Annotated in this window: 16 protein-coding genes; 9 read left to right on the top strand and 7 right to left on the bottom strand. The window is 71.4% G+C overall.

Going from position 1 to position 12,432, the window contains the following annotated elements:
- Positions 1-249: 249 nt before the first annotated feature.
- From OIE67_RS34835 to era, 4 genes are read left to right on the top strand one after another with little or no spacing between them, the layout of a single operon-like run.
- Positions 250-882 (top strand): hypothetical protein, encoded by a 633-nt coding sequence (locus OIE67_RS34835; RefSeq protein ID WP_146178051.1) that lies wholly within the window; start codon positions 250-252, stop codon positions 880-882.
- 9 nt (positions 883-891) lie between these two features.
- A complete protein-coding gene (locus OIE67_RS34830) occupies positions 892-1,203 on the top strand; it encodes a cytidine/deoxycytidylate deaminase family protein (RefSeq protein ID WP_326628502.1) in 312 nt (103 codons plus the stop codon).
- Between the two features lie 7 nt (positions 1,204-1,210).
- A complete protein-coding gene (locus OIE67_RS34825; RefSeq protein ID WP_326645545.1) occupies positions 1,211-1,687 on the top strand; it encodes an NUDIX domain-containing protein in 477 nt (158 codons plus the stop codon).
- 17 nt (positions 1,688-1,704) lie between these two features.
- Positions 1,705-2,613, top strand: a complete 909-nt coding sequence (gene era, locus OIE67_RS34820; protein WP_245955604.1) for a GTPase Era — start codon at positions 1,705-1,707, stop codon at positions 2,611-2,613.
- Between the two features lie 24 nt (positions 2,614-2,637).
- Here era and OIE67_RS34815 read toward each other — a convergent pair whose 3' ends face one another.
- The 7 genes from OIE67_RS34815 to OIE67_RS34785 form a co-directional block, all read right to left on the bottom strand.
- On the bottom strand, positions 2,638-3,096 hold the full coding sequence (locus tag OIE67_RS34815) for a hypothetical protein (protein WP_326628498.1): 459 nt from the start codon (positions 3,094-3,096) through the stop codon (positions 2,638-2,640).
- 54 nt (positions 3,097-3,150) lie between these two features.
- The gene (locus OIE67_RS34810; RefSeq protein WP_326628496.1) at positions 3,151-3,867 is read right to left on the bottom strand and encodes an urease accessory protein UreD; all 717 of its coding nucleotides are present in this window, start codon (positions 3,865-3,867) and stop codon (positions 3,151-3,153) included.
- A gap of 143 nt (positions 3,868-4,010) precedes the next feature.
- On the bottom strand, positions 4,011-4,685 hold the full coding sequence (ureG, locus tag OIE67_RS34805) for an urease accessory protein UreG (RefSeq protein WP_326628494.1): 675 nt from the start codon (positions 4,683-4,685) through the stop codon (positions 4,011-4,013).
- A 16-nt stretch (positions 4,686-4,701) separates the two neighbouring features.
- A complete protein-coding gene (locus OIE67_RS34800; protein ID WP_326628492.1) occupies positions 4,702-5,394 on the bottom strand; it encodes an urease accessory protein UreF in 693 nt (230 codons plus the stop codon).
- On the bottom strand, positions 5,394-7,115 hold the full coding sequence (locus OIE67_RS34795) for an urease subunit alpha (protein ID WP_326628490.1): 1,722 nt from the start codon (positions 7,113-7,115) through the stop codon (positions 5,394-5,396). Before OIE67_RS34795 ends, OIE67_RS34800 begins: the two co-directional genes overlap by 1 nt.
- A complete protein-coding gene (locus OIE67_RS34790; protein ID WP_326628488.1) occupies positions 7,108-7,419 on the bottom strand; it encodes an urease subunit beta in 312 nt (103 codons plus the stop codon). The genes OIE67_RS34795 and OIE67_RS34790 overlap by 8 nt, the downstream gene beginning before the upstream one ends.
- Entirely contained in the window at positions 7,416-7,718 is a 303-nt protein-coding gene (locus OIE67_RS34785; protein ID WP_106236048.1) for an urease subunit gamma, read from the bottom strand. Before OIE67_RS34785 ends, OIE67_RS34790 begins: the two co-directional genes overlap by 4 nt.
- Positions 7,719-7,917: 199 nt before the next feature.
- Here OIE67_RS34785 and urtA point away from each other — a divergent pair, with 199 nt between their 5' ends.
- From urtA to urtE, 5 genes are read left to right on the top strand one after another with little or no spacing between them, the layout of a single operon-like run.
- Positions 7,918-9,123 carry an urea ABC transporter substrate-binding protein gene (gene urtA, locus OIE67_RS34780; protein ID WP_326628483.1) on the top strand — a complete coding sequence of 402 codons (1,206 nt, stop codon included), beginning with the start codon at positions 7,918-7,920 and terminating at the stop codon, positions 9,121-9,123.
- 2 nt (positions 9,124-9,125) lie between these two features.
- Positions 9,126-9,974, top strand: coding sequence for an urea ABC transporter permease subunit UrtB (gene urtB / locus OIE67_RS34775; protein WP_106236050.1), 849 nt, complete (start codon positions 9,126-9,128; stop codon positions 9,972-9,974).
- On the top strand, positions 9,971-11,011 hold the full coding sequence (gene urtC, locus OIE67_RS34770; RefSeq protein ID WP_326628480.1) for an urea ABC transporter permease subunit UrtC: 1,041 nt from the start codon (positions 9,971-9,973) through the stop codon (positions 11,009-11,011). The genes urtB and urtC overlap by 4 nt, the downstream gene beginning before the upstream one ends.
- Positions 10,995-11,744 (top strand): urea ABC transporter ATP-binding protein UrtD, encoded by a 750-nt coding sequence (gene urtD, locus OIE67_RS34765; protein ID WP_326628479.1) that lies wholly within the window; start codon positions 10,995-10,997, stop codon positions 11,742-11,744. The genes urtC and urtD overlap by 17 nt, the downstream gene beginning before the upstream one ends.
- A complete protein-coding gene (gene urtE, locus OIE67_RS34760) occupies positions 11,722-12,411 on the top strand; it encodes an urea ABC transporter ATP-binding subunit UrtE (RefSeq protein ID WP_326628476.1) in 690 nt (229 codons plus the stop codon). The genes urtD and urtE overlap by 23 nt, the downstream gene beginning before the upstream one ends.
- Positions 12,412-12,432 lie beyond the last annotated feature (21 nt).

Below are 12,432 nucleotides of genomic sequence, written 5' to 3'. Positions count from 1 at the left end.
TCTCCATTCACGACATCCAGTGCGGTGGGTGTCAAAGGGGAAGCCTCCGAGGGCCGGGTGGGGTTCGCGGCCTGAGGAGACTCCCCGGGGGGACGACAACGTCCTGGCTGGGCGACCGGCTGAGACGTTGCTCGGCGTAAAGGGTGTTCTCCTCCGGAAACGGAGGAGGGCACCCTTTTTGCGCTTCGGTGGCCACCCCGGTGGATTGCCGTCTTCGCAGGTGGGGGAAGTTGCGAAGCAGGGGGGATCATGAAACGCGTACCGGGGGTCATCGCCTGCGCACTGCTGGCCGGAGTCCTGGCGGGATGCGGCGGCGGGGGAGCCGAGAGCTTCCTCGACGCCCGGGCCATGGCACAGCTGCGCGAGGTGCTGAACAAGAAGCCACCGCTGCCCGACGGCTTCACGCCGCGGCCCGAGCAGGCCTGGCGGATGCCGTTCGGGCAGGCGGACAGGAACTGCAGGGCCGTGCTGGAGCCGGCCGGCGGGCGGGCGCCGGCGCAGGCGCTGAAGGCCCAGGCGGCCGTCAGCTACGAGGGCGACGGGCTCGGCGAGCAGGCCGGGGTGGGGCTGGCCAGGTACGCGAACGAGCAGGCGCGCGGGCACCTCGACAAGCTGGCCAAGGCCATGGACTCGTGCCGTTCCGTGCACACCTCCAGCGGCACCGACCTGAGCGTGCGGACGCTTCCCGTGCGCGACGCGGGGGACGAGGCCGTGGGCGCGCGGCTGCACGGGCGGCTGAACGGCTACCCGTACGCGTTGGACGTCGTCGTGTCCCGCGTCGGTGACACGCTCGTGTCCGTGGTGCACACCGGGATGAACGACGTGGACGCGGCACGTACCCGCAAGGTGGTCGAGGCGGCGATCTCCTTGGTCAGCGCCTAATCTGGATCCGTGAACCCTGAAGACAGCAAGATCATCACGCTGGCCCGTGCCGCCAGGGCGCGCAACGGCTCCGCCGAGGGGGCGGCCGTCCGCGACGAGACCGGCCGCACCTACGCGGCCACCGACGTCGCCCTGACCGCGCTCAAGCTGTCGGCGGTGCAGGTGGCGGCGGCCATGGCGATCTCCGGCGGAGCGACGTCCCTGGAGGCGGCGGCGCTGGTCAGCGAGGGCGCGCCGAGCCCCGACGACGAGGCGGTGGCCGCCGAGCTGGGCGTCGGCAAGCTGCTCGTGGCCGGTCCCGACGGCACCCTGCGGGGCTGACGTGGCGATGTCGCCCTTCCTGGCGAGCCTGCGGGAGAAGGTCGGAAACGATCTGCTCATGCTGCCGTCGGTGTCCGGGCACGTGTTCGACGACGAGGGCCGGCTGCTGCTGGCCCGGCACGGTGACGTGGGGCTCTGGGCCCCGCCGGGCGGCGGGATCGACCCGGACGAACGGCCGGAGGACGCCGTGGTCAGGGAGCTGCGCGAGGAGCTCGGCGTCGAGATCGAGGTGCGCGGCCTGATCGGCGTGTACGGCGGGCCCGAGTTCCGCACCCGTTACCCCAACGGCCATCAGGTGGCCTACGTCGTCGCCGTCTACGGCTGTGCGCTGGCCCCCGGCTCGGGCGAGCCGCGCCCCGACGGAGACGAGATCAACGACTACCGGTGGGTGTCCGAGAGCGAGCTGCCCGGCTTCGAGACGACGGCGTGGACGCCCGGAGTGGCGCCGACGGCGTTCGCCTGGTGGCGTGAACAGGCTCGATGATGGGACAGAATGCACATGTGACTTCGCCAGACAACCATCGCGCCGGATTCGCCTGCTTCGTGGGGAGGCCGAACGTCGGCAAGTCCACGCTGATGAACGCCCTGGTCGGCACGAAAGTGGCGATCACCTCGTCGAAGCCCCAGACGACCAGGCGGGTCATCAGGGGCATCGTGCACCGGCCCGACGCCCAGATCATCATCGTCGACACCCCCGGCCTGCACCGGCCGCGCACGCTGCTCGGCGAGCGGCTCGACAGCCTGGTGCTGTCCACGCTGACCGAGGTCGACCTGATCGGGTTCTGCGTGCCGGCCAACGAGCCCATCGGCAAGGGCGACCGGTTCATCGCCGACAAGCTGTCCGCGGTGAAGAAGACCCCGGTCATCGCGGTGGTGACCAAGTGCGACCTGGCGAGCAAGGAGCAGATCGCCGCGCAGTTGCTGGCGGTGTCGGAGGTGGCCGAATTCGCCGCGGTCGTGCCCGTGTCGGCGCAGTCGGGCGAGCAGCTCGACGTGCTGGGCGACGTGATCATCGAGCATCTGCCCGAGTCGCCGCCCCTCTACGAGGGCGGCCAGCTCACCGACGAGCCGGAGCAGGTGCTGGTGGGCGAGCTGATCAGGGAGGCGGCGCTGGAGGGCGTACGCGACGAGCTGCCCCACTCGATCGCCGTGGTCGTCGACGAGATGATGGTCCGCGAGGGGCGTGACGACCTGCTCGACATCTACGCCCACATGTTCGTCGAACGGCCCTCGCAGAAGGCGATCGTCATCGGGCACAAGGGAGAGCGGCTGCGCGACGTGGGCACCAGGGCGCGCAAGCAGATCGAGGCGCTGCTGGGCACGCGGGTCTACCTCGACCTGCGGATCAGCGTGGCCAAGGACTGGCAGCGCGACCCCAAGCAGCTGCGCCGCCTGGGCTTCTACGACTGATCCCGGCTCAGGGTGGCCGGGGCTTCAGCGGCGGCCGACCAGGGCCATGAAGGCGAGCAGGACGATCGCCAGGGCGCAGGCCAGCGCGGCGAACCAGCCGAACCTGATCACGGGCTCGATCGACAGCAGCTCGCCGAGGTCGATGGAGATGCGGTCGCGCAGCCCGCTGCCCTCGGTCACGAACAGGACGAGCACCAGCACGGCCGCGCCGCCGGGCACGAGTGCCAGCGCCGCCAGCCTCGGACGCGACAACAATCCCGCCAGGCCGCAGCCCAGCGCCGCCAGCCCGGCGATCAGCGTGTAGACGCCGAATGCGTCGTCGATGCCGCGTACGTCGCTGGCCACCCCGGCGCCGATCAGGCCGCTCGTCGCCTGCAGCCCGGCCCAGGGCAGGACCGCGCAGAACACGAGGAGTGCTCCGGCGGCGATCACGGCCAGCGGGTAACCACGGCGCAGTTTCGGGTGGGCGGGTGCGACGGCCATACGATCACTGTAAGCCGGGAGATGCGCCGCGCTCCACCGTACGCAACGGAGTCGTCACCACGGCGTGGCGGCGGTGGCCGGCTCATCCGCCACAGCCGTGCGCTCGCCCCACTCCAGCCGTGACCGCAGCTGAACGGCGTCCTTGGCGAGCGCGGACACCAGCGTGCCGGGGCCGGCCAGCGGCAGCACCGCGACGCCCTCGGCCACGGCCGGCTCCTTGGCGCGGGCGGTCAGGAACGTGGTGCCGACGCAGCGCGCGGGGCCGTACACGGCGGGGGAGGAGTCGAGGTCCGGGTCGCCGGCCGTGAACTCCTGCCGCAGCAGCGGCAGGCCGTCGCGGGTGACCTCGAAGCGGGAGCGGCAGCGGCCGGACGGCTCGCCGTGGCGGCCGAAGACGATCTCCTCCCGCCAGAACGCGCTCGCGCCGTCCTCCAGCGTGAGCCGGACCAGGAGGCGGTGCGCGCAGCCGGCGGCGAGCACGGTCGGCTCGGGGGCGAAGCGGAGCGTGCCGCCGGCGCCCACGTGGGCGGTGACCAGCAGCTCGGACTCGCCCGGGCCGGGCAGGACCAGTGTGGCGGCGACCGAGCCGAGCTCCAGGGTGGTGCCGGGGGCGACGTACAGGTCGAGCGCGAGCACGTCGCCGCCGAGCGGGCCCGCCGCGGTGGAGACGAGGTGGACGGTGCGCGGCCCCGTCTGGCGCAGCGTCAGCGGCGGCGCCGAGGCCAGCCGGCTCACCACGGTACGGCCGTCGGCAGCTCGTGCGGTGGCCACGGCGGCACTCGCCCGCATCACCCGGCGGCCGTTCGCCGGCGGCGCGGGCGTCGCGCGCCGGTCGGCCGATGGCGAGGGCGTCGCGGGGTCGTCGGTCGCCAGGGCGGAGGTTGTGCGACCGGCCGGTGGTGGCGGTGGTGGCATTACGAGACGGGGGAGGCGTGGGTGTGGGACCAGTCGCGTACCTGCTCGTAGACCCAGGCGGCGACCTCGGCGGCGGTCGGCTCCTGGCGGATCGAGGTGAAGCGCACCGGCCGGTCTCCGCGCACCGCGGCCGCGTCGCGGGCCATCACGTCGAGGTCGGCGCCCACCATCGGGGCCAGGTCGGTCTTGTTGATCACCAGCAGGTCCGCGCTGGTGACGCCGGGGCCGCCCTTGCGCGGGACCTTGTCGCCGCCGGACACGTCCAGCACGAAGATCTGCCGGTCGGCCAGCCCGCGGCTGAACGTGGCCGTCAGGTTGTCGCCGCCGCTCTCGACGATCACCAGGTCGAGCGGGCCGAAGTGGTGTTCCAGGGTCTCCACGGCGTCGAGGTTCGCGGCGATGTCGTCGCGGATGGCGGTGTGCGGGCAGCACCCGGTCTCGACGGCGAGGATGCGCTCCTGGTCGAGCACACCCGCGCGGCGCAGGAAGTCGGCGTCCTCGGTCGTGTAGATGTCGTTGGTCACCACGCCCAGGGACAGCGACGGGCCCAGGGTCCGGCACAGGGCCGCCACCAGGGCCGTCTTGCCGCTGCCGACCGGCCCGCCGACGCCCAGGCGCAGCGCGCGGCCGCGGCCGTCGGGGGCGTGGTGGTGGTCGTCGTGATTGGCTCCCATGAAGGGGTCCTTTCTGTCAGGAGATGAACAGGCGTACCTCGGCTCGGGCGTGCTGTTCGGCGAGGAGATCGAGCGCGGGCGCCGAGCAGGCGGGCAGCGCCCCCAGCGCCTCCAGGGGCGTGAGGTGGTCGGACGGCCGGCAGGCGTGGGTGGCCACGGCGGTGAGGTCGGGGGTCAGGGTGGCCAGGACGGCGTGCACGGACACCGGGTCGAGGCCCAGCAGCCGGACCGCCGCCGTGGCCGGCCCCGTGACCGCGTGGTAGGCCGCCGCCAGCGCGGCCTCCTCCGGCGTGCAACCGGCCGCGTGTGCCGCCGCGCCGAGGGCGAGGGGGTGGTGCGGACTCGGGATCGCCCGGGCGAGCTCGTCCAGCACGGGGGACGGCCAGATCCGGCGGGCCACCCGCAGCAGCAGCCGGCCCTGGGTGCGCGACGCCTCCCGCTGCGCCGGGGACGCGGTCCTGGCGTCCACCTCGGCGTCCAGCGCCTCCCACGAGACCGTGCCCCCACCGGCGGAGGCGTGGGTGCAGGCGGCGGCGGTCAGGGCGGCGGCGACGGCGCCGGCCGTGCGCAGCCGTCCGCGCAGGAAGTGGGCCAGTGAGGGCACGTCGTGGACCGCCCCCGACGTGACGGCGCGTTCGGCACCGCCGGAGTGGGCGTGACCCCCGGCCGGCAGCCGGGAGTCGGTGAGGAGGAGCAGGGCGGGACGCATCAGAAGAGGAAGTAACGCTGGGCCATGGGCAGGGCGGTGGCGGGGGCGGGTTCGACGAGGTCGCCGTCGATGCGGACCTCGAACGTGTCGGGCGCCACCTCGATCCGCGGCAGCGCGTCGTTGAGCGGCATCGAGGACTTGCCGCGCCTCCGTACGTCCGCGACCGGCGCGAGGCGGCGGCGCACCGCCAGCCGGTCGGCCAGCCCCGACTCCACGGCGGCGGGCGAGACGAAGTGCAGCGAGGTGGCCGCCGCGGTGACCGGCGCGGCGCCGAACATGGGGCGGGGCAGCACCGGCTGCGGCGTCGGGATCGAGGCGTTGGCGTCGCCCATCTGCGCCCAGGCGACCACGCCGCCCTTGAGCACCAGGTCGGGCTTGACCCCGAAGAAGGCCGGGTCCCAGAGGACGAGGTCGGCGAGCTTGCCGGGCTCGACGGAGCCGACGTCGGCCTCCAGCCCGTGGGCGATGGCCGGGCAGATCGTATATTTCGCGATATAGCGGCGGGCGCGCAGGTTGTCGGCCGGGCCGCCCAGCGAGCCTCGCCGCCCCTTCATGACGTGCGCCGTCTGCCACGTACGGATGATCGTCTCGCCGATCCTGCCCATGGCCTGCGAGTCGGAGCCGATCATGGAGATCGCCCCGAGGTCGTGCAGGATGTCCTCGGCGGCCATCGTCGTCGGCCGGATGCGCGACTCGGCGAACGCCAGGTCCTCGGGGATCGACGGGTTGAGATGGTGACAGACCATCAGCATGTCGAGGTGCTCGTCGAGCGTGTTGACGGTGTGCGGCCTGGTCGGGTTGGTGGAGGACGGCAGCACGTTGGGGTAGGCCGCGACGCGGATGATGTCGGGCGCGTGCCCGCCGCCCGCCCCTTCGGTGTGGTACGCGTGAATCGTCCGGTCGCCGATGGCCGCGAGGGTCGACTCGACGAAGCCGGCCTCGTTCAGCGTGTCGGTGTGGATCGTGACCTGCACGCCGGCGGCGTCGGCGACGCTCAGGCAGGCGTCGATGGCGGCCGGCGTGGTGCCCCAGTCCTCGTGCAGCTTGAAGCCGGAGGCGCCGGCCCGCAGCTGTTCGAGCAGGCCCTCCTCGCTGACGGTGTTGCCCTTGCCGAGCAGGGCGAAGTTCAGCGGGTAGGCGTCGAGCGACTCCAGCATGCGGGCGAGGTACCAGGTGCCGGTGACGGTGGTGGCCTTGGTGCCCTCGACGGGCCCGGTGCCGCCGCCGACGACCGTGGTGACGCCGGAGCCGACGGCCTCGTCGAGCAGTTGCGGGCAGATGAGGTGGACGTGCGAGTCGACGGCCCCGGCGGTGAGGATCTTGCCGTTGCCGGCCAGCACCTCCGTGGACGGCCCGATGACCAGGTCGACGCCGTCCATCGTGTCGGGATTGCCGGCTTTGCCGATGCCCATGACGCGGCCGTCGCGGATGCCGACGTCGGCCTTGATCACGCCCCAGTGGTCGAGGATCACCGCGCCGGTGATGATCAGATCGGCCGCGCCCTCGGCGCGGGTGGTCCTGGCCTGGCCCATGGACTCGCGGATGACCTTGCCGCCGCCGAAGACGGCCTCGTCGCCGGGCCCGGCCGGGCCCATGGAGCGGTCCTCGGTGACCTCGATGAACAGGTCGGTGTCGGCCAGCCGGATCCGGTCGCCGGTGGTGGGCCCGTAGAGGGCGGCGTAGCGGGCGCGGGTGATCTGAGAAGCCGGCCGGTCAGTCATCGAGCGGCCCCGCCCACTCCGGGCGCAGCCCCGGCACCACCCGGTTCCCCGCCAGCGGCACCAGCGACACGTCCCGTTCGACGCCGGGCTCGAACCTGATCGCCGTCCCCGCCGGCACGTCCAGCCGCATCCCCCACGCCGCCTTCCTGTCGAACTCCAGCCCCGGGTTGGCCGCGGCGAAGTGGTAGTGCGAGCCCACCTGCACCGGCCGGTCGGCCGTGTTGACCACCCGCACGCTCACCCGCTCGCGCCCCGGGTTGAGCGCGATCACGCCCTCCGGATGGACGTACTCGCCCGGGATCACGGGATCGGCCTGTGCACGGTGACCAGCTTCGTGCCGTCGGGGAAGGTGGCCTCGATCTGCACGCTGTCGAGCATCTCCGGTACGCCCTCCATGACGTCGGCCCGGCCGAGCACCGACCGCCCGGCCTCCATCAGGTCGGCCACGCTGCGCCCGTCCCTGGCCCCCTCCATGAGGAAGGACGCGATGACGGCGGTAGCCTCGGGATGGTTGAGCCGCAGGCCCCGGGCCTGGCGCTCGCGCGCGACCCCGGCGGCGACGTGGATGAGCAGCCGTTCCTGCTCGTGTGGGGTTAGCCGCATGGCCCGGACCATAGGAACCGGCCGTTTCCACGGCGTTGCCGGATCATGTCGTGTTGGTTTCGCCCTGCGGCGAAGCAAGGCATGACGGTTTTTGTGCGCTTGTGAACGCTTGGCAATCGCCAATTAACAATCGGGATCTTCTGGCGAAATGTCGCCGAGTCACCTTTCTCGCAGAACCGGTCGGCAGGAAGGAACGGCTGTGCGCATCTCCCGCCCGATTGTCTCCGCGATCCTCCTCTTAACCCTCGCGGCCTGCGGGTCCGACGCCGAACCCGCCGCCCAGTCCAGCGAGATCAAGGTCGGACTCCTGCACTCGCTCAGCGGCACCATGGCGATCAGCGAGGTCACCGTCCGCGACGCCGAACTGCTCGCCATCGAAGAGATCAACAAAGCCGGCGGCGTCCTGGGCAAGAAGCTCGTCCCGGTCGTGGAGGACGGCGCATCCGACTGGCCCACGTTCGCCGAGAAGGCCACCAAACTGATCAGGCAGGACAAGGTCGCGACCGTCTTCGGCGGCTGGACCTCGGCCAGCAGGAAGGCGATGCTGCCGGTCTTCGAACGCTACAAGGCGCTGCTCTGGTATCCGGTGCAGTACGAGGGGCTGGAGAGCTCGCCGTACATCTTCTACACCGGCGCCACCACCAACCAGCAGATCATCCCCGGCCTCGACTACCTCAAGGAGCAGGGCAAGAAGAAGCTGTTCCTGGTCGGCAGCGACTACGTCTTCCCGCGCACCGCGAACAAGATCATCAAGGCGTACGCGGCCGCGAACGGGATGGAGATCCTCGGCGAGGAGTACACCCCGCTCGGTCACACCGAGTACTCCACCCTGGTCAACAAGGTCACGGGAGCCAAGCCGGACGCGGTCTTCAACACGTTGAACGGCGACTCGAACGTGGCCTTCTTCAAACAGCTCAAGAGTGCGGGAGCCACGGCCGAGAGCATGCCGGTCCTGTCGGTGAGCATCGCCGAGGAGGAGGTCACCGGCATCGGCGTGGACAACATCGCCGGCCAGCCGGTCGCCTGGAACTACTACCAGACCACCGAGACCCCGGCCAACGACGCGTTCGTCAAGGCGTACAAGGCCAAATACGGCGCCGCCAAGGTCACCAGCGACCCCATGGAGGCCGGCTACAACGCCGTCTACCTGTGGGCCGAAGCGGTCAAGAAGGCCGGCACGACCGAGGTGGAGGCGGTCAAGAAGGCCGCGCCCGGCATCGCGCTCGAACGTCCGGAAGGGCTGGTCACCATCGACGGCGAGAACCAGCACATGTACAAGACCGCCCGCATCGGCATCATCCAGCCGGACGGGCTGATCAAGCAGGTGTGGGACTCGGGTGAGCCGATCAAGCCGGACCCGTACCTGAAGGGCTACCCCTGGGCCGCGAGCCTGGCGGCGGGGTGACGATGACGGCCTTCGTCAACCAGCTGCCGATCGGGCTCTCGATCGGGGCGGTGCTGCTGCTCATCGCGCTCGGCCTGACGTTCACGTTCGGCCAGATGGGCGTGATCAACATGGCGCACGGGTCGTTCATCATGGCCGGGGCCTACACCGCGTACCTGCTGCAGGACCTGGTCCTGGCCCTGCCGGCGGCCTTCCTGGTCGCCGGCGCCATGGGGCTGGTCCTGGAGCGGCTCGCGATCAGGCACCTGTACGGCCGGCCGCTGGACACGCTGCTGCTCACCTGGGGCGTCAGCCTGGTGCTGCAGCAGCTCGCCCGCGACCTGTTCGGCGCGCCCAACGTGCAGGTGAGCGCGCCCTCCTGGCTGTCGGGAGGCGTGGGCATCCTGCCCTACAACCGGCTGTTCATCATGGGGCTCGCGGTGGCCGGCGTGGTGGGGGTCTGGTTCTACCTCACCCGCACCGGGCTCGGCCGCAGGACCCAGGCGGTGGTGCAGAACCGGCAGCTCGCCGCCACCAGCGGGATCGACACCGGCCGGATCGACATGCTGACCTTCTTCATCGGGTCGGGGCTGGCCGGCGTCGCGGGCGTGGCGGTGACGCTCATCGGCCCGGTCGGGCCCGCGCTCGGCGACTACTACATCGTGGACGCCTTCCTCGTCGTCGTGGCCGGCGGGCTCGGGCAGCTGCGCGGGGCCGTGCTCGCGGCGCTCGGGCTCGGCCTGCTCAACTCCTACGCCGAGTTCTGGTCGGACGCCTCGCTGGCCAAGGTGATCGTGTTCGCGGTCATCATCGCGTTCCTGCAGATCCGGCCGCAGGGCATGTTCGTGCTCAGATCGAGGGCGCTCACATGATCAGACGTCATCTGCCCTTCGCGACCGTGGCCGTGATCGCGCTGGTGGCCGCGCCGCTGCTGCTGGAGCCGTTCCGGCTGGGGCTGCTCGCGAAATACCTGTGCTACGCGATCGTCGCGCTCGGGATCGGGCTGGCCTGGGGCAAGGGCGGCATGCTCACCCTCGGCCAGGGCGTCTTCTTCGGGCTCGGCGGCTACTCCATGGCGATGTACCTCAAGCTCACCGAGGCGGGAGGCGCCGGCGGCGGGCTGCCCGACTTCATGGTGTGGAGCGGCGTGGAGTCGCTGCCCGCCCTGTGGGTGCCGTTCGCCAACCCGGTCTTCGCGCTCGGCATGGCCGTGCTCGGGCCGGTGGCGATCGCGCTGATCCTCGGCACGCTCGTCTTCCGGCAGCGGGTACGGGGGGCGTACTTCGCGATCCTCACCCAGGCGCTGGCCGCCGCCATGGTCATCCTGCTGGTCGGGCAGCAGGGCCTGACCGGCGGCACCAACGGCATGACGAACTTCTTCGAGCTGTTCGGCCAGGACCTGGCCGAGGACTCCACCCAGCGCGGTCTCTACCTGGTCGTGGCGAGCGTGCTCGGCCTGCTCTACCTGGCCACCCGCCAGCTCGTGAACAGCCGCTACGGCCGCCTGCTCGTCGCGGTCAGAGACGGCGAGGACCGGGTGCGCTTCCTCGGCTACGACCCGGCCCTGGTCAAGACCGTCACCTTCGCCGTCTCGGCGGGCATGGCCGGCCTGGCGGGCGCGCTGTTCGTCCCGGTCGTCGGCATCATCTCGCCCGCGCTGCTCGGCGTCGTGCCCTCGCTCGAACTGGTCGTCGCGGTGGCCGTGGGCGGGCGGCACGCGCTGGCCGGCGCCGTCCTCGGCGCGGTCGTCATGGGGTACGCCAAGACGGCGTTCAGCGAGCAGTTCGCCGACGGCTGGCTCTACCTGCAAGGAGCCCTGTTCATCCTGGTGATGACGCTCGCCCCCAAGGGCATCGCCGGAATCAGCCGAAGCATCGCCGGGAGGCTGCGCCATGCTAGAGCTACGTGACGTCCAGGTGATCTTCGACGGCTTCCGCGCGCTCGACGGCGTCGACCTGACCGTGCCCGAGGGCGAGCTGCGCTTCCTCATCGGGCCGAACGGGGCCGGCAAGACCACGCTCATCGACGTGATCACGGGCCTGACCAGGCCGGCCGCCGGCAGCGTGCGGTTCGGCGGCGCGGACCTGGTCGGCAGGAAGGAGCACGAGATCGTCCGGATGGGCGTCGGGCGCACGTTCCAGACCTCGGTGGTGTTCGAGGCGCTCACCGTGATCGAGAACCTCGACCTGGCCGCCACCTTCCGCAAGCCGCTGTGGTCGCTGACCCGGCGGCGCGACGGCGTGTCGGAGGCCGTCGAGGAGGCCCTGGCCAGGACGGGTCTCGAAGAGCTCGCCGAGCGTTCAGCGGGCGTTCTCTCGCACGGCCAGCGCCAGTGGCTGGAGATCGGCATGCTGCTGGCGCAGCGGCCGAAACTGCTGCTCCTGGACGAGCCGGTGGCCGGCATGTCCAAGGAAGAACGCGAGCGTACGGGTGAACTGCTCACCGAGATCGCCGACGACCACACGGTGATCGTGGTGGAGCACGACATGGACTTCCTGCGCCGGCACGCCTCGGTGGTGACCGTGCTGCACGAGGGCAGGGTGCTGGTCGAGGGGTCGGTGGACGAGGTCAGCGCCGACCCCCGGGTGCAGGAGGTCTATCTGGGGAGGAGAGCTGGCGATGCTGTCGGTAACCGGCCTTGAGTCGGGGTACGGGAGGGCGCGCGTGCTGTTCGGGGTGTCGCTGGAGGTCGGCCCCGGTCAGCTCGTGTGCGTCATGGGACGCAACGGGGTCGGCAAGACCACGCTGCTCAACACCGTCATGGGGGTGCTGCCCGCCACGGCGGGCACGGTGACGTTCGACGGGCGCGACGTCACCAGGCTCAAGCCGCACGAGCGGGTGCGGCTCGGCATGGGATACGTCCCGCAGGGCCACCAGTGCTTCCCCCAGCTGTCCGTGCTGGGCAACCTGCTCGTCACCGTCGAGGCGGCCAAGCAGCCCAGGAGCGCCGTGGACGAGGCCCTCGACGTCTTCCCCGCGCTCAGGCCCCTGCTCAAGCGGAGCGCCGGGCACCTGTCGGGCGGGCAGCAGCAGCAACTCGCCATGGCCCGCGCCCTGGTGACCAGGCCCAGGATGCTGATCCTCGACGAGCCCACCGAGGGCATCCAGCCGTCGATCATCGTCGAGATCGAGGCCGCCATCGAGCGGCTGCACGCCTCGGGCCTGGCCGTGCTGCTGGTGGAGCAGTACCTGGACATCGCGCTGCGGCTGGCCGACACGTTCGTCATCCTCGACGGCGGTCACGTCGTGCGTACGGGAGAGGCCGGCGACCTGCACAAGGAGGACGTCCGCCGGCTGCTGGCCGTCTGACGGGCCGGACGGCCGGACCGT

Origin of the sequence: Nonomuraea fuscirosea, assembly GCF_035917475.1 — a bacterium.
GTDB classification, from domain to species: Bacteria; Actinomycetota; Actinomycetes; order Streptosporangiales; family Streptosporangiaceae; genus Nonomuraea; species Nonomuraea fuscirosea.
Note: the sequence above shows the minus strand (reverse complement) of the source record. Positions and strands in the feature narration are given on the sequence as shown.